The 22,681-nt window shown below is 62.8% G+C and carries 21 protein-coding genes; 13 read left to right on the top strand and 8 right to left on the bottom strand.

Going from position 1 to position 22,681, the window contains the following annotated elements:
• Positions 1 to 36: 36 nt before the first annotated feature.
• From agaE to kbaZ, 5 genes are read right to left on the bottom strand one after another with little or no spacing between them, the layout of a single operon-like run.
• A complete protein-coding gene (gene agaE / locus E5E96_RS11295) occupies positions 37 to 915 on the bottom strand; it encodes a PTS N-acetylgalactosamine transporter subunit IID (protein ID WP_171282179.1) in 879 nt (292 codons plus the stop codon).
• The gene (gene agaW, locus E5E96_RS11300) at positions 905 to 1,681 is read right to left on the bottom strand and encodes a PTS N-acetylgalactosamine transporter subunit IIC (protein WP_171282180.1); all 777 of its coding nucleotides are present in this window, start codon (positions 1,679 to 1,681) and stop codon (positions 905 to 907) included. The genes agaE and agaW overlap by 11 nt, the downstream gene beginning before the upstream one ends.
• A gap of 15 nt (positions 1,682 to 1,696) precedes the next feature.
• The gene (agaV, locus tag E5E96_RS11305) at positions 1,697 to 2,170 is read right to left on the bottom strand and encodes a PTS N-acetylgalactosamine transporter subunit IIB (protein WP_005309404.1); all 474 of its coding nucleotides are present in this window, start codon (positions 2,168 to 2,170) and stop codon (positions 1,697 to 1,699) included.
• Entirely contained in the window at positions 2,170 to 3,339 is a 1,170-nt protein-coding gene (locus tag E5E96_RS11310; RefSeq protein ID WP_171282181.1) for an SIS domain-containing protein, read from the bottom strand. The genes agaV and E5E96_RS11310 overlap by 1 nt, the downstream gene beginning before the upstream one ends.
• A gap of 12 nt (positions 3,340 to 3,351) precedes the next feature.
• Positions 3,352 to 4,665 carry a tagatose-bisphosphate aldolase subunit KbaZ gene (kbaZ, locus tag E5E96_RS11315; RefSeq protein WP_171282182.1) on the bottom strand — a complete coding sequence of 438 codons (1,314 nt, stop codon included), beginning with the start codon at positions 4,663 to 4,665 and terminating at the stop codon, positions 3,352 to 3,354.
• Between the two features lie 272 nt (positions 4,666 to 4,937).
• Between kbaZ and E5E96_RS11320 the strand changes: the two genes are divergently transcribed.
• Positions 4,938 to 5,735: a DeoR family transcriptional regulator gene (locus E5E96_RS11320; protein WP_005309410.1), complete on the top strand. Its 798-nt coding sequence runs from the start codon at positions 4,938 to 4,940 to the stop codon at positions 5,733 to 5,735.
• Between the two features lie 69 nt (positions 5,736 to 5,804).
• On the opposite strand, the gene E5E96_RS11325 is transcribed toward E5E96_RS11320, so the two are convergent.
• From E5E96_RS11325 to barA, 3 genes are all read right to left on the bottom strand, one after another.
• The gene (locus E5E96_RS11325; RefSeq protein ID WP_171282183.1) at positions 5,805 to 6,725 is read right to left on the bottom strand and encodes an N-acetylmuramoyl-L-alanine amidase; all 921 of its coding nucleotides are present in this window, start codon (positions 6,723 to 6,725) and stop codon (positions 5,805 to 5,807) included.
• A gap of 3 nt (positions 6,726 to 6,728) precedes the next feature.
• Positions 6,729 to 7,208 (bottom strand): DUF1456 family protein, encoded by a 480-nt coding sequence (locus E5E96_RS11330; protein ID WP_011704763.1) that lies wholly within the window; start codon positions 7,206 to 7,208, stop codon positions 6,729 to 6,731.
• 72 nt (positions 7,209 to 7,280) lie between these two features.
• The gene (barA, locus tag E5E96_RS11335; RefSeq protein ID WP_024946174.1) at positions 7,281 to 9,992 is read right to left on the bottom strand and encodes a two-component sensor histidine kinase BarA; all 2,712 of its coding nucleotides are present in this window, start codon (positions 9,990 to 9,992) and stop codon (positions 7,281 to 7,283) included.
• A gap of 153 nt (positions 9,993 to 10,145) precedes the next feature.
• Between barA and rlmD the strand changes: the two genes are divergently transcribed.
• The 12 genes from rlmD (at position 10,146) to E5E96_RS11395 (ending at position 22,675) form a co-directional block, all read left to right on the top strand.
• On the top strand, positions 10,146 to 11,468 hold the full coding sequence (gene rlmD, locus E5E96_RS11340; RefSeq protein WP_171282184.1) for a 23S rRNA (uracil(1939)-C(5))-methyltransferase RlmD: 1,323 nt from the start codon (positions 10,146 to 10,148) through the stop codon (positions 11,466 to 11,468).
• Between the two features lie 266 nt (positions 11,469 to 11,734).
• Positions 11,735 to 13,945: a GTP diphosphokinase gene (relA, locus tag E5E96_RS11345; RefSeq protein ID WP_016349532.1), complete on the top strand. Its 2,211-nt coding sequence runs from the start codon at positions 11,735 to 11,737 to the stop codon at positions 13,943 to 13,945.
• 84 nt (positions 13,946 to 14,029) lie between these two features.
• A complete protein-coding gene (gene mazG, locus E5E96_RS11350; RefSeq protein ID WP_011704767.1) occupies positions 14,030 to 14,827 on the top strand; it encodes a nucleoside triphosphate pyrophosphohydrolase in 798 nt (265 codons plus the stop codon).
• A gap of 141 nt (positions 14,828 to 14,968) precedes the next feature.
• Positions 14,969 to 16,606 carry a glutamine hydrolyzing CTP synthase gene (gene pyrG, locus E5E96_RS11355; RefSeq protein WP_017410643.1) on the top strand — a complete coding sequence of 546 codons (1,638 nt, stop codon included), beginning with the start codon at positions 14,969 to 14,971 and terminating at the stop codon, positions 16,604 to 16,606.
• Positions 16,607 to 16,695: 89 nt separating this feature from the next.
• Complete coding sequence (eno, locus tag E5E96_RS11360) at positions 16,696 to 17,997, top strand: phosphopyruvate hydratase (RefSeq protein WP_011704769.1); 1,302 nt, start codon at positions 16,696 to 16,698, stop codon at positions 17,995 to 17,997.
• A gap of 178 nt (positions 17,998 to 18,175) precedes the next feature.
• Entirely contained in the window at positions 18,176 to 18,493 is a 318-nt protein-coding gene (gene ftsB, locus E5E96_RS11365; RefSeq protein ID WP_011704770.1) for a cell division protein FtsB, read from the top strand.
• Positions 18,486 to 19,217, top strand: coding sequence for a 2-C-methyl-D-erythritol 4-phosphate cytidylyltransferase (gene ispD, locus E5E96_RS11370; protein ID WP_065479379.1), 732 nt, complete (start codon positions 18,486 to 18,488; stop codon positions 19,215 to 19,217). The genes ftsB and ispD overlap by 8 nt, the downstream gene beginning before the upstream one ends.
• Entirely contained in the window at positions 19,214 to 19,690 is a 477-nt protein-coding gene (gene ispF, locus E5E96_RS11375; RefSeq protein WP_171282185.1) for a 2-C-methyl-D-erythritol 2,4-cyclodiphosphate synthase, read from the top strand. The genes ispD and ispF overlap by 4 nt, the downstream gene beginning before the upstream one ends.
• Positions 19,690 to 20,748, top strand: a complete 1,059-nt coding sequence (gene truD, locus E5E96_RS11380) for a tRNA pseudouridine(13) synthase TruD (RefSeq protein WP_029302384.1) — start codon at positions 19,690 to 19,692, stop codon at positions 20,746 to 20,748. Before ispF ends, truD begins: the two co-directional genes overlap by 1 nt.
• Positions 20,729 to 21,475, top strand: coding sequence for a 5'/3'-nucleotidase SurE (gene surE, locus E5E96_RS11385; RefSeq protein ID WP_017410638.1), 747 nt, complete (start codon positions 20,729 to 20,731; stop codon positions 21,473 to 21,475). Before truD ends, surE begins: the two co-directional genes overlap by 20 nt.
• A 4-nt stretch (positions 21,476 to 21,479) precedes the next feature.
• A complete protein-coding gene (locus E5E96_RS11390; protein WP_011704775.1) occupies positions 21,480 to 22,097 on the top strand; it encodes a protein-L-isoaspartate(D-aspartate) O-methyltransferase in 618 nt (205 codons plus the stop codon).
• Entirely contained in the window at positions 22,094 to 22,675 is a 582-nt protein-coding gene (locus tag E5E96_RS11395; RefSeq protein WP_016349540.1) for a YqaA family protein, read from the top strand. The genes E5E96_RS11390 and E5E96_RS11395 overlap by 4 nt, the downstream gene beginning before the upstream one ends.
• The last annotated feature ends 6 nt before the right edge of the window (positions 22,676 to 22,681 follow it).

A 22,681-nucleotide genomic window follows, 5' to 3' on the forward strand; every position in this document is an offset into this window, starting at 1 on the left:
TTTACAGCAGAGGGCCGGCCTGGTGCCGGCACCGGATTAGAGGAAGCCTGCAAACTTGCCGACGATGCCGAGTACGACCGTGATGACGATGAGGCGCAGCGGGCTCCAGCCGCGGCGGATCAGCCCATACATGGCCAGGGTGTAGAGGAGCGGCAGGAAGGCGGGCATCAGCTTATCGAGCACGTCCGCCTGCAGCTTCACCACCGCATCGCCGGCAGTGATCTCCAGGGTGGTGCCGAGCCGCACATAGGTGGCGACCAGGGCACCGATCACCGTCATGCCGACGATGGAGGCGGCATGGCCCACCTTGCGGGTGTTGGCCTTGATGAGCGGAATGGCAGCCACCCCCATGCGGTAGGCGTAGTGCGCCAGCCCGAAGCGCAGGCCGAAGTGCACCAGGTTGAACAGCAGGAAGAAGACCACAGCCCCCATGATGGAGCCTTGCAGCGCCAGGTCGGCGCCGATGCCGCCGCAGATGGGCAGCAGGGTGAGCCAGAACATGGCATCGCCGATCCCACCGAGCGGGGCACCGACCGCGATCTTGGTGCTCTGGATGCTGTTGACGTTCTGCTTGGAGCGCTCCATCGCTAGCACTATCCCCATCACGAAGGTGACCAGGAAGGGGTGGGTGTTGAAGAAGCCCATGTGGCCCTTCATCGCCCGGGAGAGATCCTTGGGGTTGGTGTGGATCTTTTGCAGTGCCGGCAGCAGGCCGTAAAGCCAGCCGGAGGCCTGCATCCGCTCGTAGTTGAAGGAGGCCTGCAGCAGTAGGGAACGCCAGGCGAAGCGGTTGATGTCCTGGCGGGTCAGCTCGGCCCCGAGGTGCTGATCTTCGTAGACGTCGTCGGAGACGGTGCGGGTCGGTTGCGGCTCGGCCGCCTGGGCCAGCCGGGTGGCGGTGTTGTTAGATGCCATCTTCAGTTTCCTCCTGGATGGAGCGGGCTTGTGGCGCTGGGTCCTTGCGCATGAAATCGATCAGAGCCATGGCCAGGGCGGCCGCGGCGATGGCCAGCACCGGCAGCTTGAGCCAGGCGGCGGCAACAAAACCGAGGATGAAGTAGGGGATGTAGACGTTCTTCATCATGATCTTGAGCAGCACGGCGAAGCCGATGGCGGGCATGATGCCGCCGGCGACACCGAGGCCGTCGATGAGACGGGCGGGCAGCACATCGATGGCGGTCTTGGCGTGTTCGGCCCCGAAGTAGGTGGGCAGGAAGGCGCACAGGAAGTAGAAGGAGCCGAGCGCCAACAGCGCCAGGTAGTTGACCCGCTCGATGCCGCGCACATCCCCCTGTTCCGCCATCCGGTCACAGCGGGACATGACCCCCGACATCACCGAGAAGAGGAAGGTGATCCCCATCTGCACCGCCACCGCGAACGGCACCGCGACCCCGACCGCCACATCCGGCTTGACCCCGGTGGTGATGGCGAAGGTGGCGCCGACTATGGTGCCGATGATGACGTTGGGCGGCTGGGCGCCTGCCAGCGGGGCCAGCCCCATCCAGACCAGCTCCAGGGTGCCGCCCACCAGAATGCCGGTGGGCAGGTCGCCGAGGATCAGGCCCACCAGCGGGCCCAGTACCACGGGCCGGTGGAAGTGGGTCAGGCCGTTGAACAGGTCAAGCCCGGCGAAGAACGCCAGCATGCCCAGCAAGAGCCCTTGCAACAAACTGATTTCCATCACAATTGTCCTTAATCAGATGAGGTTGAAAATGTCCTGTGCCGGTTCGGTCGGCACCCCCTGGACAAAGCAGGCGACGTGGGCGTCCTGCAGGGCGCGAAACGCCGCTATGTCCGACTCGTCCACCGACACCGTCTTGTGGATCTGACGCTTGCCGTCGGCGTAGTGCATGTTGCCGACGTTGATGCGGGGGATGGGCACCCCGCCCTCCACCAGGGTGCGAAAGTCCGCCGGACTCTTGCACACCAGCAGGATTTTCTGGCGATCGGCGGCCTTGCCAATGTTGTCGATCACCTTCTGCAGGGGCCAGAAGCGCACTGCGATGCCCTCCGCCAGCACCATCTCCATCAGGTTCTGCTGGATGGGGTCCTCTGCGACTTCGTCGTTGGCCACCAGCACCAGATTGGCGCCGGCGAAGCCGACCCATTGCACGCCGACCTGACCGTGGATCAGGCGCTCGTCGATACGGCTCAGTACTATGTTCGGCATCAGACGCCTCCTTGCTGGTTGAACGAATAGATGTTGACCCCCTGCACGACCCGGTTGACCCGCCCGCTCGGGCAGGGGTTGTCCGGGGTGATGCCCAGCACCAGCGCGGTGTGAAAGGCGTAGTACTGGGCGTAGAGCAGGTAGCAGAGCGCCAGCTCGGCGTCGTCACCGTTGAGGGGGGTGGGCAGATAGATGTGTTCGCCGGCGCTGATGAGCGGATCCGGCCGGTCGGCCAGGGCGACCACCCGGGCGGCATGGCCGTCCTGGCGCAACTCGCCGAGCAGGTCCAGGTCGTACAGGCGGGTATAGGGATCGTTGGACACCATCAGCACGATCAGGGTCTGCCGATTGATGGCCGACTTGGGCCCGTGGCGAAAGCCGGTGGGGGAGTCGTGCATGGCCATCACCTGGCCGGCGGTGAGCTCCAGCAGCTTGAGGGCCGCCTCCTGGGCCACCCCCTGCAGGCTGCCGCTGCCAAGGTAGATGACCCGCTCCGGCAGCGGTCGATCCCACTCGGGCACCTTCAGTTCGGCCTGGGGCAGGATGGCGTCCCCCAGCGCGATAAGCTGCTGGCTGGCGATCGGGTTGAACTGGCGCGGCAGGAACACCGCCAGGCAGCTCAGCATCATGCTGGTCAGGCTGCTGGTCATGGCAAAGCTGCGGTCGTGGGTCTGGGGCGGCATCAGCAGCGCCAGGGAGCGAGCATCCTTCTGGCAGCGGCGATAGAGCTCCCCCTCACCGTTGCAGGTCAGCACCAGGTGGTGGCACTCACTCAGCAGCTGGCTGGCCAGCTCGACCGCCGCCACGCTCTCCGGGCTGTTGCCGGAGCGGGCGAAGGAGATGAGCAGGGTCGGGCAGTCCTGTGCCAGGTATTCGCCCGGATCGGTGACGATGTCGGTGGTGGCGATCGCCTCGAAGCGGCCGTTGAGGCGGGCACTGAGATAGGGGGCGAGGGCGCGGCCGGCAAAGGCGGAGGTGCCGGCTCCGGTCAGGATCACCCGCAGGTTGCCCCGCGACAGCAGGGGCAGCAGGAAGCGCTCTATGGTGGCGCGGCACTCCTCCACCATGGTGAGGGTCTCCCGCCAGGTGGCGGGTTGCTGGCGAATTTCACGGGCGGTGGCCAGGCCGTTGGCCGACCGCAGCGTCTCTTCTGGATAACCAAGGATCATCTCTACAACTCCTTATACAACCGGGGTCAGCCGGGAGTGGCTGGCGGGGACGGCGCTGCAGGCCGCTGCGTATTGGCGCAGCACCTCCTGCACCTGATCGAGAATGAGGTCGTGAACCCGGGGCGACAGCGTGCCCTGGCGCACCTTGCGGTATTGCAGCGGCAGGTGCTGGCTGAGCAGCGGCAGGGGAATGGGTTCGGCGGCCAGGTTGGCCAGCAGCCGGGCGTAACAGTCGTCGACCCGGCTGTCGGGCCAGTAGTAGCGAATGCGATCGGAATAGCTGTAGCCGCGGGCCAGCCGGCACTCGTTGGGGCTGCCCTGATAGTGGCTGCGCCAGAAGTCGGGGCGATCCAGCATGGTCTCTTCCAGCACCTGGCGCAGGCCCGAACAGGCCTTGGCCACCACCAGCTCCTCCTCGATGGCGGCAAGGGCAAACAGCGCCTCGCGCAGGGCGAAGGTGAGGGCGGGGCCGACCTTGAGGATGGCGAAGTGATCGCGCACCAGCTGGCGGTAGGCGTCCGGGGTCTGGTAATCGGTGGAGTGGGCCTCGAACACCAGATGGGGATAGGCCTCGATCATCCGGCTCAAGGGAGCAGCCCGCTCGGGACGGTAGTCGATGACGTGGGTGTGGTCGAACTCCACGCCGGGCTGTACCACCAGACCGATCACCCGCGGCCAGATCTGGGCCAGTCCGACCTGCTCGAAGGCCTGCTGGTGGGCGGCCAGGGTGTGGCGCGCCGCCTCCGGTGTGGTGACCGCCAGCTCGGCCAGCTCTTCGTGGGCGCCGCCCGGTACCGGCACTTCGGTGCCAATCACATAGACCAGGTCGCTGTGGCCAAACTGCCGGATGGCGGTCTGCTCGGCCACGTTTGCCAGCCGGGCGGCGCGCGCCGCCACCAGCTCGTCGGTCAGCGGCACCGGATCCCCCTGGCAGGACATGCTGCAGTCGAGGTGGATCTTCTTGAAGCCGGCCGCGACATAGCTGGCGATGAGATCCTCGGCGTGGGCCATGGCCTGTGCGGCGGGCTCGCTCTGCCAGCGGTTGGGGCCGAGGTGATCCCCACCCAGTACCAGCCGCTGCACGGGAAAGTCGCACTCGGCGGCGAGCCGGTGCAGCAGGTCGCGAAAGTCGGCCGGCGTCATGCCGGTGTAGCCGCCAAATTGATCCACCTGATTGGAGGTGGCCTCGACCAGCAGCAGCTGATCCCCTTGTGCCGCCAGTCGCAGGGCCGCCTCCAGTACCAGCGGATGGGCGGAGCAGACGGCGTAGATCCCGACCTGCTCCCCCTGCTTGTGTTGTGCGACCAGATCCAGCATTGATTTCATTTCCCTCTTCCTCTTGGCCTGAACAAGATGCTTTGCTTTCGATTTCTTTCTTTACCCTAGGCGTACGGCGTTCGAAACGAAATAAAAGCGTGTTCACATCTTGAGCAAGATCACAAAAAGAAATGAATCGAAAGCATTGTGGCTGTTTTAGGGAGTCTGACGGCACTTTTCAATTCAATGAAAGCTTGATTTGCCATCGAGGCTGAGTGTTAATAGGGAAACGTAACGAAGTGAAAGCTCTACTTTCACCACAGGACTCCGGCAGAGAGACTATGCAAATCACCGAAAAGAGCGTGCTCGGCACCAGCGAGCGACGGGAGCGCATCATTCAGCAGCTGCGCAGCAATGGCAGCGTTCAGGTCAACGAGCTGGCCGGCCACTATCAGGTCTCCACCGTCACCATCCGCAACGATCTGGCATTTCTGGAGAAACAGGGGGTGGCGGTGCGCGCCTACGGCGGCGCCCTGTTGTGTGAATCCGGCCAGCCGGTGGCCGAGCGCACCATCGCCGACAAGAGCGTGCTCAACACCCCGGTCAAACAGCGCATCGGCGCCATGGCGGCGAGCCTGGTGCAGCCGGGTTGTCGCCTCATTCTCGACTCGGGCACCACCACCCTGGAGGTGGCGCGTCACCTGCGCGATCACCAGGAGATAGTGGTGATGACCAACGGCATGAACGTGGCGAATGCCCTGCTGGAGGCGGAAGGGGTGGAACTGCTGATGACGGGCGGCCACCTGCGCCGCAAGTCGCTCTCCTTCTACGGCGCCCAGGCGGATCTCTCCCTGCAGAACTATCACTTCGATCTGCTGTTTCTCGGGGTGGATGGCATCGATCTGGAGCGCGGCGTCAGCACCCATCATGAAGACGAGGCCAGGCTCAATCGCTGCATGTGCCACGTGGCCGAGCGGATCATCGTCGTGACCGACTCCAGCAAGTTTGGCCGGCTGAGCCTGCACAAGATCATCGATACCCGGCGCATCCACACCCTGATCACCGACGACGCCATTGCGGCCGAGACCCTGGCCGGTCTGCGCCAGGCCGGGATAGAGGTGCTGCTGGTGGAGGCCTGAGCCGACACTCGACTGAGAATGAGAAAGAGGGACGCCGCGGCGTCCCTCTTTCGTGGTCGGGGGCGAAGCTCAGCGTTGCTCGGGAAAATAACGCTCGAGCAGGGCGGTGAGGATGGCCTGGCTCTCGGCATCTGGTTCACCGCTGACCAGGGCGGGCCGAAAGTGGAGCTGGAAGGCGCGCAGGGCGGCGCGGCTCTGCTCGTCCCAGTTGCCGCTCGGGGCGACGCCGTAGCCGTAGTGGGCCAGTCTTTGCTGCCAGCCGAGGGCATCCCAGGCCGGAGCCGGCTGCTGGCGCAATTCGGCCAGCCGGGTTTCGTCTGGCCAGGCTCCCACCCCGTAGTGCAGGGCCAGCTCGCGCCAGGGGAAGTGGGGGCCGGGATCCTGCTTGCGCTCGGGGGCGACATCGCTGTGAGCCAGCACCTGGGTGGGGGGGATCTGGTAGCGCTCGACCAGCTTGCGGGTGAGGGCACCGAGGGCGGCTATCTGTGCCTGGGTGTAGGGCTGCCAGCGCCGCTGGTGGGCGGGTAGCAGCTCATCTTCTGGCGGATAGCCGAGGTTGACGATTTCGATGCCGAGCGAGCTGGCGTTGAGCCCCGCATATTGATGCCAGCGACTGCGGCCGGCATGCCAGGCGCGCTGGCTGTCGGGCACCAGCTGGTAGACCGGCAGCGGCTGCTCATCGGTATCGCGCGGGATCAGGTAGTGGGCGCTCACCTGATGGGCCGGCTCGGTCAGCAGGCGCAGGGAGTGGCCATCGTCTTCGTCCGTGTAGTGCAGGATCAGAAAGGCGATGCGCTCGTTCTGGCTGGCGCTCTGATAGTCGTGGTTGAGCCGATAGGGGGCGGGCTGGCAGGCGCAGAGCAGCAGGGCGAGGCAGAGCGCAAACCAGCGGCGAGGAGTGCCCGGGAGGTGAATACCCAGTTGCCATGGCCGGCGCCACCCACCGGCCGCCTGCTGGCGGGATGACGGTGAGTGCAGACGCCGGCCCATGGTTCAGCCGCGATACTTGGCGGTGAGACCGATGAGGAAGTTGCGCAGGATCTGATCCCCGCAGTCCTGATAGTGCTTGTGGTCCCGTGAACGGAACAGGGCGCTCAGCTCGGACTTGGAGAGGTTGAAGTGGGCCAGCTTGAGGGTGCCCAGCATGTCCTCTTCCTTGAAGTTGAGGCCGATGCGCAGCTTGCGCAGGATCATGTTGTTGTTGATCCGGTTCGGGATCACCTGGGCCGGTGCATCTTCCCGTGCGCCGCGGCGCACCAGGATGAAGCCGTCGAGGAACTGGCTCAGGGCCGAATCCGGACAGGCGGCAAAGCCCGCTTCCTGCTCTTCCCCTTCCTCCGCCTCTTTGATCAGCCAGCCGTGCAGCTGGGCATGGGTGACGGTCAGGTTGCCCTTGGCAAACATGTCGACCATCTGGTCGTTGCTGATGCTGAGGGCGTAGCGCAGGCGGCGCAAAATATCGTTGTTGGTCATGTCGACTCCTGTGGAAACGGCGCAACTTTACCATCTGGCGGGGCCCGCGTCAGAAAAAGCGGGTTGCCCGGTTCAGGATAGATAGCGTGGCGCCTCCTGGCGTACCTGCTCCATCGCATCCTGCAGCTCCAGCAGCTCGGGCTCGAGTTCGGCCACCGGCACCCCGTCGCGCAGCTGCTGTTCCAGCTGGGAGAGCAGCCGCTGCAGGCCGGGGACGCCGGAATAGGCGCAGCCGCCGTTGAGGCGATGGAGCTGGGCCAGCACCTCGCTATCCTCCACCTGGCCGGCAAGCGCCGCCTCCAGCACCGGATCCACCTCGTCGAAACTGGCCATCAGCATGGTCAGCATCTCTTTGGCCAGATCCAGCTTGCCCGCCGCCTGGCGCACTGCCAGCGCCCAGTCAATCTGTTGGCTGGCGTGATTCTGGTGGCGACGATGGGCGAAGTCGGTGATGAGCTTGGCCAGCATGGCCTCGTCGATGGGCTTGGCCAGGTAGTCGTCCATGCCCTGGCGGATCAGCCGCTCCCGCTCGCCGGGAATGGCGTGGGCGGTGACCGCGACGATGGGGGTCTCGGTGTTGAGCGACTGGCTGCGAATCGCCTGGGTGGCGCTGATGCCGTCCATGATCGGCATCTGGATATCCATGAAGATGATGTCGAACGGCTGGCTCTGGGCCAGTCGGACCGCCTCCTTGCCGTTCTTGCACACCACCACCTGGCTCACCATCTCCTTGAGCATGGCGGCGATGAGCTTGAGGTTGGCGGCGTTGTCGTCCACCGCCAGCACCTTGATCTCCTGCACGCTGCGCGGGGAAGGGGTCGGCAGCGGAGCGCTGCGGACCGCCTCGGGGGAGAGCAGGGCGTGCAGCAGCTTGCGATGGTTGATGGGTTTGGAGAGGCAGTGCTGGGCGCCGTGGGCCAGCATGGCCTCGTAGAGGGAAGGCTCGTGGCTGCTGAGCAGCACTATGGTGTTCTGCTGGCGATCCAGCCCGTCGAGGCGCGCCACCACCTGCTGCGGGCTGTGCTGGGTGCCGCTGCCGATGATCACCATGTCCTGGCTGCTCATTTCGGGCCAGGGGGCGTCGCTGGCGAGGGATTGCACCTCCAGCTGCCACTCCGCCAGCAGGGCGCAGAGGGCCGAGTGGCTGAAGGGATCCGGCTCTAGCAGCCAGACCCGCTTGCCCTGGATGCGATCCAGCGGCAGCTTGTCGGTCTGGGGCAGGGGAGAGACCTCCAGATCCAGGCTGAAGGAGAAGACAGATCCCTTGCCGAGCTCCGATTCGAACCGGATCTGGCCACCCATCTGCTGCACCAGCTTCTGGGTGATGACGAGACCGAGGCCGGTGCCGCCATAGCGGCGGGAGATGGAGGAGTCGGCCTGGTTGAAGGCCTGGAACAGCTGGCGCTGCTGCTCTTCCGAGATGCCGATGCCGGTGTCGCGGATCAGCACGTTGAGCCGCACCTTGCTGCCGCTGGCACTGCCGATCTGTTCGATGCGCACATCCACGTTGCCGTGCTCGGTGAACTTGATGGCGTTGCCGGTGAGGTTGGTCAGCACCTGCTGCAGGCGCATGGGGTCGCCGGTGAGGTAGTCCGGCACCTCGGCATCCACCTGCAGGGAGAGCTCCAGCTGCTTGTCGTGGGCGCTGGGGCCGAGCAGGTGCATGGTCTCGTTGAGGGTGTCGCGCAGGCTGAACGGGATGTGCTCCAGCTGCAGCTTGCCCGCCTCCAGCTTGGAGAAGTCGAGGATGTCGTTGATGATGCCGAGCAGGTTGCGGGCCGACTTCTCGATGGTCTGCATGTAGTCGGTCTGGCTCGGGGTCAGGCTGGTCTTGAGCAGCTGGCGGGTAAAGCCGATGACTCCGTTGAGCGGGGTGCGCAGCTCGTGGGACATGTTGGCGAGGAACTCCGACTTGACCCGCGCCGCCTCCTGCGCCCGCTTCTTGGCCATGTCGAGCTCGACGTTCTGGATCTCGATCTGCTCCAGCGTCTCGCGCAAGTCGGAGGTGGCCTGATCAATGTTCTGCTGCATCTCCTCGTGGTATTCCGAGAGCGCCTTGGCCATGGCGTTGATGCCGTTTTTCAGCATGTCCAGCTCGCCGGTGAGCTGACCGCTGACCCGGGTATCGAGCCGCCCCTCCCTGATCTTGTGCACCGCCTGCACCATGTCGGTGATGGGCTGGGTCACGCTCTTGACCAGCCTGAAGCCAAACAGGGTACTGAAGGCGATGCCGATGAGCACCATGATCACCGCGAAGAAGGTGTCGCGGTATTGCAGGATCATGGCCCGGTCGGTGGTCATCTGCATGGAGATGTAGCCGATCATCGGCGGCTCCACGTCACTCGGCAGCGGGAAGCCGTCCATGCTGGTCTCGGCCTGGATCGGGGTGCGCAGTATGATGTCATCGCCATAGAGGGTGACGCTGGTGAGCTCGGGGATCTGGCTGCCGTCCGGCAGCCGCAGCCGGGTGAAGTCCCTGTGGTAGTTGGACGTCACGAACAGCTGGTTGTCCTGGGTGAAGACGGCGATGGACTTGATGAGCGGCGAGTTCTTGCGGTGGGTGAGGCCGATCAGCCGCTTGAGCGACTCGCGGCTGTGCTGGGTCATCCCGTATTCGCTGGCGATGGCCAGCGGCTCTATGATGTTGATACCCTGATCGATGAGGTTGTTTTCCAGCTGCTGATAGCGGTGGAAAGTGAAATAGCCGGCCATCAGGCCGCCGATGATCAGGGTCGGCAAGATGGTAAAGGCCAGCACACGCGCCCGAAGGCCGTATTTGGTCATGCGGATGGTCCCCCGATGAGCAGGGTTGGCAATGGCGTAAACGAGCGGGAGCGGGCCCACAGGCCGTATTTGGTCATACTATTATTCTTGTGGGACAATAGCCTGCTGCAGATTCCACAATCATGACATAGCCACCTATAGGCACCAAGTTTTATGGCCCAGTTTTTCAAGCCCCAAAAGAAATCCACCCAGCCCCAACGCATTGAATTTACGGTAGACAGCCTGGATCACCACTGCGTCGGGATCGGCCGCCACCAGGGCAAGGCGATCTTCATCGAAGGGGCGCTGCCCGGTGAGCAGGTCAAGGCCCGCATCCTCGAAGACAAGAAGCAGTATGCCCACGCCGCCCTACAACAGGTGGTGACCCCGGCGGCCAATCGCATCGCCCCCTTCTGCAGCCACTACCGCGAGTGCGGCGGCTGCAGTGCCCAGCACCTGGCTGAAGCGGATCAACGCGCCGCCAAGGAGGCCGGTTTGGTCAGCCTGTTCGAGCGGCTCGGCAACATCCAGCCTCCGGCGCTCGAACCCGTGCTGGGTGGAGAGTCCCGCGCTTATCGTCGGGTCTGCCGGCTGGCCATCAAGTTCGACAAGAACGGCCGCTGCACCCGGGTGGGCTTTCGTCGTCGCCAGTCGAACGATCTGGTGGAGATCGGCGGTTGCCCGGTGCTGGCCGAGCCGCTCTCCGTGCTGATCAGCCCGCTGCGCGAGTGTCTCAACCGTCTCAAGAGCCAGCGCGAGCTGGGCCATGCGGAGCTTATCCAGGCCGAGCAAGGGATCCTGATGCTGCTGCGCCATACCGGTCGGCCGACCGAGGCGGATCGGGCGCAACTGATCGAGTTTGCCAAGACACAGGGGATCGACCTCTATCTGCAGGCGGCCGACGAGCAGATTGAGCCGCTGCACCAGCAGTGTGCCCCCTCCTACTCGCTGGATGGCCTGTCTCTTGCATTCGCTCCTGGTGACTTCATTCAGGTCAACGCGCCGGTCAACCAGCGCATGGTGGAGCAGGCGCTCTCCTGGCTGGAGGCGGGCAAGGATGACAAGGTGCTCGATCTGTTCTGCGGCATCGGCAACTTCACCCTGCCGCTGGCCCGTCAGGCTCGCGAAGTGGTGGGGGTAGAAGGGGAGCTGGCCATGGTGGCGCGCGCCGAAGAGAACGCCCGTCGCAACGGCATCAACAATGCCCGTTTTTACAAGGCGGACTTGAGCGGCGACATCGCCGGCATGTCCTGGGCCCGGGAAGGCTTCGATCTGGTGTTGCTGGATCCGGCCCGTCCCGGAGCGTTCGAGGTGATGGAGCACGTCGTGAAACTTTCACCCAGACGGGTGGTCTACGTTTCCTGTAATCCGGTCACCCTGGCGCGCGACAGCCAGGTGCTGGTGAAAGGGGGTTACCGGCTGGTGCGCCTCGGCATGCTCGACATGTTCCCCCACACCGGCCATCTGGAGTCCATGGCGCTGTTCGAGCGCAAGTAACGGGCGCCGCGGGGCAGATGAAACGCTATGGCCGAAGGGGCGTGGGCTCGCCAGGTTGCGTGGCATCTGCCCGGTCCATAACGCTGTCTGGGCGGCCATGATTGGGGTAATCTAGACCCTCGTAAATCGGCAGGGGCTGGCGGAGAACTCTATTGTCTTTCTTGACAATATGCCTTGAAAAAATTTCCGCATATCCCCATTTGAGGCATTCTCATGAGGGGGAGGGGGCGACAGCCTTCGGCCCAATAATTTAAAGGATTGATACCATGGTTGCGGTTCGCGATATTCATTTGAAAGACAACTTCACCCTGGAGGAGTGGGTCAGCTCGCTCACCCTGAGTGACAGTGACAAGGATCAGCTGCGAACCGTCTACCAGTACTGTCTGACGCTCGGTGACGAAGCGCTCACCAACCGCCTGCTGGTACGCGGGGTCGAGATGGTGGGCATCCTGCTGATGCTCAGCATGGATCTCGGCACCCTCAAGGCCGCCATCATCTACCCCTTCGTCGAAGCCGGTCTCATCAGCCAGGAGCGGATGGACGAGGACTTCGGCCCCAAGATCGCCAAGCTGGTGGAAGGGGTGCTGGAGATGGAGGCCATCCGCTCCCTGCAGACCCTGCACCGCAGTGAAACCTCGCCGGAACAGGTCGACAACGTGCGCCGCATGCTGCTCGCCATGGTCGAGGATGTGCGCGCCGTGGTGATCAAGCTGGCGGAGCGGATCGCCTGCCTGCGGGAAGCGAAGAAGGCGGATGAAGAGACCCGGGTGTTGATGGCCCAGGAGATCACCAACATCTACGCGCCGCTGGCCAACCGGCTCGGCATCGGTCAGCTCAAGTGGGAGCTCGAGGATCTCGCCTTCCGCTACCTGCACCCGGATACCTACAAGCAGATCGCCAAGCAGCTCGACGAGAAACGGCTCGATCGGGAGCGCTACATCCGCGAATTCGTGCAGTCCCTGCGCGATGCCCTGAAAGAGGCGGGGGTCGAGGCCGAGGTCTACGGCCGGCCGAAACACATCTACAGCATCTGGCGCAAGATGCAGAAGAAGCACCTCGAATTCAACGAACTGTTCGACGTGCGGGCGGTGCGGGTGGTGACCAAGCGGCTGCAGGATTGCTATGCGGCGCTCGGCATCGTCCACACCCACTTCCACCACATCCCCCGCGAGTTTGACGACTACGTCGCCAACCCCAAACCCAACGGCTATCAGTCTATCCACACAGTCGTGGTGGGGCCTGAGGGCAAGACGGTGGAGATCCAGATCCGTACCGACCAGATGCACCAGGATGCCGAGCTCGGCGTGGCGGCGCACTGGCGCTACAAGGAAGGGGCTCAGGCCGGCGGCAAGGCCAACACCTTCGAAGACAAGATCGAGTGGCTGCGCAAGCTGCTCGCCTGGCAGGAGGATCTCTCCGAGAGCGGCTCCCTGCTCGAGGATCTGCGCAGTCAGGTGTTCGAGGACAGGGTCTACGTCTTCACCCCGAAAGGGGATGTCATCGATCTGCCGGCGGGCGCCACCCCGCTTGACTTTGCCTATCACGTGCACAGCATGATCGGCCACCGCTGCATCGGCGCCAAGATCGACGGCCGCATCGTGCCGTTCACCTATGCGCTGCAGACCGGCGATCAGGTGGAGGTGATCACCCAGAAGGAGCCGAACCCGAGCCGCGACTGGATGAACCCCAACTCCGGCTTCCTGCGCTCCAGCCGGGCGCGGGCCAAGGTGGCCACCTGGTTCAGAAAGCTGGATCGGGACAAGAACATCGCCGCCGGCAAGGAGCTGCTGGAGAAGGAGCTCGACAGGCACAACCTGACCCTCTCCAAGGTGGACAAGGTGGTGCTGGAGCGCTTCCATGCCGACGAGCTGGAAGATCTGCTGGCCGGCATCGGCAGCGGCGACATCCGCATCAACCAGCTGCTGAACTATCTGGACACCCGCTACAACAAGCCGACGGCGGAAGAGGAAGATCGCCGCCTGCTGGAGAAGCTGGAGCAGAAGGCCAACGTGCCGTTCCGGCCCAAGCCCAAGGATCACATAGTGGTGGAAGGGGTCGGCAACCTGATGACCCATATCGCCCGTTGCTGCCAGCCCATTCCGGGGGACGGCATCCAGGGCTTCATCACCATGGGTCGTGGCGTCTCCATCCACCGCGAGGATTGCGAGCAGCTCAAAGAGCTCTCCCGTCGCAACCCGGAGCGGCTGATCGACGCGGTGTGGGGGGAGAACTACTCCGGCGGCTACGGCCTCACCATCCGCATCCTCTCCAACGACCGCTCCGGTCTGCTGCGCGACATCACCACCGTGCTGGCCAACGAGAAGATCAACGTGATGGGGGTGCGTTCGCGCTCCAACGTGCGCGAGCAGACCGCCGAGATCGACATGGAGCTGGAGATTTACAACATCAACGCTTTCAACCGGGCGTTGGCCAAGCTCAGTCAGCTCAACGACGTGATCAGCGCCAAGCGCCTCTGATTGTCATCAACAACCAACTCGTGACCGACCGCCAGGTCGGTCACTGTTTTTCCCCTGCGTTACGAATCAAGAAGCGAATATCCCATGTCCCAACGTTACGACCTGCCTCAACTGCTCGACATCATGGCCAGATTGCGCGACCCGAACGGGGGTTGCCCCTGGGATCTGAAGCAGAGCTTCCAGACCATAGTGCCGCACACCCTGGAGGAGGCCTACGAGGTAGCCGATGCCATCGAAACCCAGGATTGGGACGGATTAAAGGGTGAACTGGGCGATCTGCTGTTTCAGGTGGTGTTCTATGCGCAGCTCGGCAAGGAACAGGGGCTGTTCGATTTCGCCGATATCGTCGATACGGTGAGCGAGAAGCTGATCCGCCGCCATCCCCACGTTTTCTCTGATGCCGACCTTGGCGACGAGCAGGCGGTAAAGGTGAACTGGGAGGCAGAAAAAGCCAAGGAGCGGGCCGCGCTCGACAAGGAGAGCGTGCTTGACGACATCCCCCTCTCGCTGCCGGCCCTGACCCGCGCAGCCAAGATCCAGAAGCGCTGCGCCACTGTCGGCTTCGACTGGAAGACCCTCGGCCCGGTGGTGGACAAGATCCACGAGGAGATCGACGAGGTGATGGAAGAGGCGCTGATGGCCGACGTGGACGAAGCGCGGGTGAGCGATGAGCTCGGCGATCTCTTGTTCGCCACCGTCAATCTGGTGCGCCATCTGGGCAAGGATCCGGAGCAGGTATTGCGGGGCGCCAACGCCAAGTTCGAACGCCGGTTTCGTCAGGTTGAGCAGTTTATCGCCGCAGAAGGGCTGAAAGTGAGCGATTGTTCGCTGGAAAAGCTCGATGCCGCCTGGGACAGGGCCAAGGAAACCGAACAAAGTTGATTTGGCGCAAGATGGGGGCGCCGGGAGCCTGATAGATTTTTGTTCATTGTTTGGGAGAGGGGGTTTTGGTATACTGTTTCCCCGTCCTGCTTCATCCCCGAAGCACCCCTTAAAATTCCCTAAACTTCTTTCAGGTTCAGCATGACGACAAAATATATTTTTGTAACTGGTGGCGTTGTTTCATCCCTCGGCAAAGGCATTGCCGCAGCTTCTCTGGCAGCCATTCTGGAAGCCCGTGGTCTGGATGTGACCATCATGAAACTGGACCCCTATATCAACGTGGATCCGGGCACCATGAGCCCGACCCAGCACGGTGAAGTGTTCGTAACCGAGGACGGGGCCGAGACCGATCTGGACTTGGGCCACTACGAGCGTTTCATCCGCACCAAGATGACCCGCCGCAACAACTTCACCACCGGCCGCATCTATGCAGACGTGCTGCGCAAAGAGCGCCGTGGTGACTATCTGGGCGCCACCATTCAGGTGATCCCGCACATCACCAACGCCATCAAGGAGCGGGTGATTGCCGGTGCCGAAGGCCATCAGGTTGCCATCGTCGAAGTGGGCGGTACCGTGGGCGATATCGAGTCCCTGCCGTTCCTCGAGGCCATTCGTCAGCTGGCTGCCGAAGTGGGCCGCAACAATGCCATGTTCATGCACCTGACGCTGGTTCCTTACCTGGCTGCCGCCGGTGAAGTGAAGACCAAGCCGACCCAGCACTCCGTCAAAGAGCTGCTCTCCATCGGTATCCAGCCAGACGTGCTGATCTGCCGCTCCGACCGTGCCATTCCGGCCGTTGAGCGCGCCAAGATCGCCCTGTTCTGCAACGTGCCGGAGCGCGCCGTCATCTCCATGAAAGACGTCGACTCCATCTACAAGATCCCGGCACTGCTCAAGTCCCAGAATCTGGACTCCTACTTCACCGAGCGTTTCGGTCTGGAGTGCAAGGAGGCCGATCTGGCCGAGTGGGAACAGGTCATCTATGAAGAGGCCAACCCGACCGCAGAAGTGACCATCGGCATGGTCGGCAAGTACGTATCTCTGCCGGATGCCTACAAGTCCGTCAACGAGGCGCTCAAGCACGGTGGCCTGAAGACCCGTCTGTCCGTCAACATCAAGTACATCGACTCCCAGGACATCGAGACCCGTGGCGCCGAGCTGCTGGAAGGCCTGGACGCGATCCTGGTACCGGGTGGCTTTGGTGAGCGCGGCGTGGAAGGTAAAATTCAGGCGGCCCAGTATGCTCGCGAGAACAAGATCCCCTACCTGGGTATCTGCCTCGGCATGCAGGTTGCCATGATCGAATTCGCCCGCAACGTGGCGGGCATGGAAGGGGCTCACTCTTCCGAGTTCAAGAAGGATTGTGCCTATCCGGTGGTGGGTCTCATCACCGAGTGGGTGGATGACGAAGGCAACGTCGAGACTCGTACCGAGAAGTCCGATCTGGGCGGTACCATGCGTCTGGGTTCCCAGCTCTGCCACCTGGTCGAAGGTTCCAAGGTGCGCCAGATGTACGGTAGCCCGACCATTTACGAGCGCCACCGTCACCGTTATGAAGTGAACAACAAGTTGCTGCCGCAGATTGAAGCAGCAGGCCTGAAAGTGACCGGTCTCTCCGCCGACAAGAAGTTGGTGGAAATTATCGAGATCCCGGATCACCCTTGGTTCGTGGCCGCGCAGTTCCACCCGGAGTTCACCTCGACTCCCCGTGATGGCCACGCCCTGTTCGCCGGTTTTGTGAAGGCGGCAGGCGAGTATCAGAAGCGTAATCTGAAGTAATTGAAAATAAATGCGGTTGGGGCCCTGTGCCGCAGCCGCTTTTTTTGGCATATTTTTGTTGTTTTTTTACGAAACCTGAGGAAATACACATGTCCAAGATCGTTAAAGTGATCGGTCGTGAAATCATCGACTCCCGTGGTAACCCGACCGTTGAGGCCGAAGTTCACCTGGAAGGTGGTTTTGTTGGTATGGCAGCCGCTCCGTCTGGCGCGTCCACCGGTTCCCGCGAAGCGCTGGAACTGCGTGACGGCGACAAGAGCCGTTTCCTGGGTAAAGGCGTGCTGAAAGCCCTCGAAGCCGTAAACGGCCCGATCGCTCAAGCTCTGCTGGGTAAAGATGCCAAGGACCAGGCCACTGTCGACCAGATCATGATCGACCTCGACGGTACCGAGAACAAATCCAAGTTCGGCGCCAACGCCATCCTGGCTGTTTCCCTGGCCAACGCCAAAGCTGCCGCTGCTGCCAAAGGCATGCCGCTGTACGCCCACATCGCCGAGCTGAACGGCACCCCGGGTGTCTACTCCATGCCGCTGCCGATGATGAACATCATCAACGGTGGTGAGCACGCCGACAACAACGTCGACATCCAGGAGTTCATGATCCAGCCGGTTGGCGCCAAGACCCTGAAAGAAGCTGTCCGCATGGGCGCTGAAGTGTTCCACAACCTGGCCAAAGTGCTGAAGTCCAAGGGCTACAACACTGCCGTGGGTGACGAAGGTGGTTTTGCTCCGAACCTGAAATCCAACGCCGAAGCGCTGGAAGTGATCGCCGAAGCCGTTGCCGCTGCCGGTTACAAACTGGGCACCGACATCACCCTGGCCATGGACTGCGCTGCTTCCGAGTTCTACGACGCAGAGAAGAAAGAGTACAACCTGAAAGGCGAAGGTCGTGTCTTCACCTCCAACGGTTTCTCCGACTTCCTGGCTGACCTGACCACCAAGTTCCCGATCGTCTCCATCGAAGATGGCCTGGACGAATCTGACTGGGACGGTTTCGCTTACCAGACTGCTGAACTGGGCAAGAAAATCCAGATCGTGGGTGACGACCTGTTCGTAACCAACACCAAGATCCTGAAGCGCGGTATCGACAACGGCATCGCCAATTCCATCCTGATCAAGTTCAACCAGATCGGTTCCCTGACCGAAACTCTGGCTGCCATCAAGATGGCCAAAGACGCTGGCTACACTGCTGTCATCTCCCACCGCTCCGGTGAGACCGAAGACGCGACCATCGCCGACCTGGCTGTTGGTACCGCTGCTGGCCAGATCAAGACCGGTTCCATGAGCCGTTCTGACCGTGTTGCCAAGTACAACCAGCTGATCCGTATCGAAGAAGCGCTGGGTGCCAAGGCTCCGTTCCGTGGTCTGAAAGAAGTGAAGAACCAGGCTTAATTTTCGCCTGCTTCCACGCTTTGCAAAGCCCCGCCAATCGGCGGGGCTTTTTCGTTTCTGCCGCCGCCACGGCGGGTTTCTGCATTTTTTATTCCGGCCCAACCCATCCGGGGCACAGGCTTTCTTTTGTCTTGCCTGCGAATATGGGAAACTAGGCCGCTTGAAGGAGACTCAGTGCATGCGGCTACTCACTCTTATCCTGCTTCTCCTGTTGGGGGGGCTTCAATATGACCTCTGGCTGGGGAAGAACGGCCTGTCTGACTATCATGAGCTGTCCGATGCCATCACCCGGCAGCAGCAGGACAATCTGGTACTCAAGGATCGCAACAACCTGATTTATCGCGAGATCGACGATCTGACCTCGGGCCTGGAAGCCATCGAGGAGCTGTCGCGCAACGATCTTGGCTACATCAAGCAGGGCGAGACCTTCTATCGGATCATCCCCAAGGACAAAGACAAGGGTTCCAGCTCCGGGGACGCAGCCTACGATGACTGATCTCCGCCCCGGGCTGACCGCCATCGTCCCGGCCGCGGGTATCGGCAGCCGAATGGGGGCCGAGTGCCCCAAACAGTATCTGCAGCTGGCGGGTCGAACCATTCTGGAACATACCCTGACCCGGCTGCTCTCCCACCCGGCCATCGCTCAGGTGATCGTGGCGCTGGCTCCCCATGACCGCTGGTTCGACGCCCTGGCCGTGGCCGCCGATCCGAGGATCCTGCGAGTGGAAGGGGGCGCCGAGCGGGCCTTTTCCGTGCTCAACGCGTTGCACGTGGCCGCAGGGGAGTGGGTGCTGGTGCACGACGCCGCCCGCCCCTGTCTGACCCACGGCGATCTCGATGCCCTGATTGCCACCGCCATGGCCTGTGATGGCGCCATCCTCGGCAGCCGGGTGCGCGACACCATGAAGCGATCCGACGGGGCGGGCAACATCCTCGCCACCGTCGATCGCGAGCAGCTCTGGCATGCCCTGACCCCCCAGATGTTTCCCACCCGTCCTCTGCTGCGGGCACTGGAAGAGGGACTGGCGCTGGGGGCCACCATCACCGACGAGGCCTCCGCCATGGAGCGTGCCGGTTTCACGGTGCGGATGGTGGAAGGACGAGCCGACAATATCAAGGTGACCCGGCCGGAGGATCTCTCTCTGGCGGGGCTCTATTTGCAGCAACAGAACGCGCGCCAGCCGGCGCAACCCGATTCACCCACAGAGGAGCTGGCATGATCCGGATTGGACATGGTTTTGATGTACACAAGTTTGGTGGGGTTGGCCCCTGCATGCTGGGCGGGGTGGCGGTGCCGTATGAGCAGGGCCTGCTGGCTCACTCCGATGGTGACGTGGTGCTGCACGCGGTGAGCGATGCGCTGCTCGGCGCCATCGGTGCCGGCGATATCGGCCGTCACTTTCCCGACACTGCGGCCGAGTTCAAGGGGATCGACAGCCGCATCCTGCTGCGAGACGTGTTTGCCCGGGTGCGGCAGTCGGGCTATGCCATCGGCAACCTGGATGTGACCATCATTGCCCAGGCGCCCAAGATGGCGCCGCATATCGAAGCCATGTGCGCCGTGCTGGCCGCCGATCTGCAATGTGATTTGAACCGGGTGAACGTCAAGGCGACCACCACCGAACAGCTGGGATTCACGGGGCGCAAGGAAGGGATCGCCACCGAAGCCGTCGTCTTACTGGTGAAACAATAATGCTGGAACAACTTGCCTATCTGCACGGGGCGCCGACTGCCCGTGGCATCCTCAAGGCGCAAGCCGCCGATTTCGTGGTCAATGAAGATCTCGGGTTTGAACCCTGCGGCGAGGGGGAACACATCTTCGTCCGGGTGCGTAAAACCGGGGAGAATACCGCCTGGGTGGCTGGCCTGCTGGCCGATGCGGCCGGGGTCAACCGCAATGCGGTGACCTGGGCCGGGCTGAAAGATCGCCACGCGGTGACCGAGCAGTGGTTCGGCATTCATCTGCCGGGCAAGGCAGAACCTGATCTCTCCGTCATCGAGAGTGACAGCATCCAGATCCTGCAGGTGAAGCGCCACAACAAGAAGCTGCGGGTCGGCTATCTCAAGGGCAACCACTTCATCCTGCGCCTCACCGGGTTGGAGCAGGCCGACGGTCTGGAATCTCGCCTGCAGGCCATCGCGGAGCAGGGGGTGCCCAACTATTACGGCGAGCAGCGTTTTGGCCGGGGCGGCAACAATCTGGAGGCGGCCAAGGCGATGTTCGCCGGCAAGCGGATCAAGGATCGCAACAAGCGCTCCCTCTATCTCTCCGCTGCCCGCAGCATGCTGTTCAATGCCATCGTCAGTGCCCGCATCGAGCAGGGATTGGCCCATCAGCTGCTGGCCGGCGACTGTGTGATGCTCAAGGGCAGCCACTCCATCTTCAGCGAAGAGGGCGTGACCCCTGAGCTGGCGGTGCGTCTCGCCTCAGGCGACGTGCAGCTCACCGCGCCCCAGTGGGGCCGTGGCCGGTTGGCCAGCCAGGGGGCAGCCGCCGAGTTCGAGCAGAGCGTGCTGGCCCCCTATCACGATTGGTGTGATGGCCTGGAGAAAGCCGGGCTGGAACAGGACCGCCGCCCGCTGCTGCTCAAGCCGCAAGCCATGAGCTGGCAGCTGGAGGGTGCCGTGCTGACCCTGTCGTTCTTCCTGCCGGCCGGGGCGTTTGCCACCAGCGTGGTGCGCGAGTTAATGCAGGCCGAAGAGGCCGATCATGGTTTCAGGAATCAGTCCGATGAGAATTCTGGTCAGTAATGATGACGGTGTGCATGCGGAGGGCATAAGAGCCCTTAGTGAGGCGCTGGCTGCCTGTGGCGAGGTCATCGTGGTGGCGCCGGATCGTAATCGCAGCGGGGCGAGTCATTCCCTGACGCTGGAAGTGCCGCTGCGGGTCACCCGCATCGCCGAAACCGGATATCATGCGGTGAAGGGAACGCCGACCGACTGCGTGCACCTGGCGGTCAACGAGCTGGTGCGCCCGGAGCCTGACATGGTGGTGGCCGGCATCAACCACGGTGCCAACCTGGGGGATGACGTGATCTACTCGGGCACGGTGGCGGCGGCAACCGAGGGACGCCACCTCGGCTTCCCCTCGCTGGCCATCTCGCTGGTAGGCAAGACCCATTTCGCCACGGCGGCCCACTACGCCGCCCAGCTGGTGAAGGGTATGATGGTGCACCCGCTGCCCGCCGATCAGATCCTCAACGTCAATGTGCCGGACCTGCCCCTCGACCAGATCAAGGGGATCAGGGTTACGCGCCTTGGCAACCGCCACCGGGCGGAGTCGGTCATATGCAGCGAGGATCCCCGTGGTCAGCCTATCTACTGGATTGGCCCCCCCGGCAGCCAGCAAGATGCGGGCGAAGGCACGGATTTCGCCGCCATCGAGCAGGGCTACGTCTCGATCACCCCCCTGACCATCGATATGACTGCCTACAGCAGTCTGGCGGGGCTGGGGGCTTGGTTGGACCTGCAGGGATGAAGGTGTGATAGTACAGCGCCTGTTAAACCAGCTGATCGCGCAGGACATTCGCGATTTCCGCGTACTCGCGGCGATTGCCAAGGTGCCGCGCCAGCTGTTCGTGGATGAAGCCATGGCCCACAAGGCCTGGGACAATACGGCGTTACCCATCGGCCACGGTCAGACCATCTCGCAACCCTACATGGTGGCGCGGATGACCGAGCTGCTGATCCAGAACGATCCGGCCCATGTGCTGGAGATCGGCACTGGCTCGGGTTATCAGACGGCGGTGCTGGCTCATCTGGTGGAGCACGTCTATACGGTGGAGCGGATCAAGTCGCTGCAGTTCCAGGCCCGGCGCCGGCTGCGTCAGCTCGATCTGCACAATGTCTCCGCCAAGCACGGCAATGGTTGGTTGGGCTGGCCCAACAAGGGGCCCTTCGACGCCATTCTGGTCACTGCTGCCGCCAGCGAGGTGCCGACGGCCCTCACCGACCAGCTGGCCGACGGCGGCCGGCTGGTGTTGCCGGTGGGGGACAGCCAGCAGACCCTGCAGCTGATCGAACGGTCGGGCTCCCAGCTGACCAGCCGGATCCTGGAGCCGGTCCGTTTCGTCCCCCTGATTGACGGAGATGTCGAGTGAAGTTGTTTTCCCGCCTCTATGTGCTGGTGATGCAGTGGGCACGCCACAAGTATGCCCCCTGGTATCTGGCGATCACCGCCTTCATCGAGTCGGTGTTCTGGCCCATTCCGGTGGACGTAATGCTGGCCCCCATGGCGCTGGCCAGACCGCACAAGGCCTGGCACTACGCCGCATTGGCGACCCTGTTCTCCGTGCTGGGCGCGCTGTTCGGCTATCTGCTCGGTTATGCCCTGTGGGAGCCGGTGGTCCAGCCGCTGGTAGTCTCGGTGGGTTATGAAGACAAGATTGCCCTGGCTCGGCAATGGTTCGAGCAGTGGGGCATCTGGGTGATTTTTATTGCCAGTTTCACGCCGATCCCCTACAAGGTGTTTACCGTGACGGCCGGCCTGTTGCAAATGGCACTGCTGCCCTTCATCGTGACCTCGCTGATCGGGCGTGGCATGCGCTTTTTCCTGGTGGCAGGCCTGATGCGCTGGGGTGGCGAGAAGATGGAGCGCAAGCTGATGCACTATGTGGATGTGCTGGGTTGGCTCTGTATTGGTTTGGCCGTTGTGGCCTATTTCTGGTTTAGTCGTTAAAGGATC

It is taken from the genome of Aeromonas sp. 1805 (assembly GCF_013085525.1).
Taxonomy (GTDB): Bacteria; Pseudomonadota; Gammaproteobacteria; order Enterobacterales; family Aeromonadaceae; genus Aeromonas; species Aeromonas hydrophila.

Coding starts and splice junctions, on each gene's coding strand:
- barA (WP_024946174.1), bottom strand. CDS start 9,992: ATGACCAAATACGGCCTTCGGGCGCGTGTGCTGGCCTTTACCATCTTG.
- E5E96_RS11310 (WP_171282181.1), bottom strand. CDS start 3,339: ATGATCCTTGGTTATCCAGAAGAGACGCTGCGGTCGGCCAACGGCCTG.
- E5E96_RS11325 (WP_171282183.1), bottom strand. CDS start 6,725: ATGGGCCGGCGTCTGCACTCACCGTCATCCCGCCAGCAGGCGGCCGGT.
- ftsB (WP_011704770.1), top strand. CDS start 18,176: ATGCGGCTACTCACTCTTATCCTGCTTCTCCTGTTGGGGGGGCTTCAA.
- truD (WP_029302384.1), top strand. CDS start 19,690: ATGCTGGAACAACTTGCCTATCTGCACGGGGCGCCGACTGCCCGTGGC.
- mazG (WP_011704767.1), top strand. CDS start 14,030: ATGTCCCAACGTTACGACCTGCCTCAACTGCTCGACATCATGGCCAGA.
- ispF (WP_171282185.1), top strand. CDS start 19,214: ATGATCCGGATTGGACATGGTTTTGATGTACACAAGTTTGGTGGGGTT.
- relA (WP_016349532.1), top strand. CDS start 11,735: ATGGTTGCGGTTCGCGATATTCATTTGAAAGACAACTTCACCCTGGAG.
- rlmD (WP_171282184.1), top strand. CDS start 10,146: ATGGCCCAGTTTTTCAAGCCCCAAAAGAAATCCACCCAGCCCCAACGC.
- agaE (WP_171282179.1), bottom strand. CDS start 915: ATGGCATCTAACAACACCGCCACCCGGCTGGCCCAGGCGGCCGAGCCG.
- surE (WP_017410638.1), top strand. CDS start 20,729: ATGAGAATTCTGGTCAGTAATGATGACGGTGTGCATGCGGAGGGCATA.
- agaV (WP_005309404.1), bottom strand. CDS start 2,170: ATGCCGAACATAGTACTGAGCCGTATCGACGAGCGCCTGATCCACGGT.
- agaW (WP_171282180.1), bottom strand. CDS start 1,681: ATGGAAATCAGTTTGTTGCAAGGGCTCTTGCTGGGCATGCTGGCGTTC.
- E5E96_RS11320 (WP_005309410.1), top strand. CDS start 4,938: ATGCAAATCACCGAAAAGAGCGTGCTCGGCACCAGCGAGCGACGGGAG.
- eno (WP_011704769.1), top strand. CDS start 16,696: ATGTCCAAGATCGTTAAAGTGATCGGTCGTGAAATCATCGACTCCCGT.
- ispD (WP_065479379.1), top strand. CDS start 18,486: ATGACTGATCTCCGCCCCGGGCTGACCGCCATCGTCCCGGCCGCGGGT.
- kbaZ (WP_171282182.1), bottom strand. CDS start 4,665: ATGAAATCAATGCTGGATCTGGTCGCACAACACAAGCAGGGGGAGCAG.
- E5E96_RS11330 (WP_011704763.1), bottom strand. CDS start 7,208: ATGACCAACAACGATATTTTGCGCCGCCTGCGCTACGCCCTCAGCATC.
- pyrG (WP_017410643.1), top strand. CDS start 14,969: ATGACGACAAAATATATTTTTGTAACTGGTGGCGTTGTTTCATCCCTC.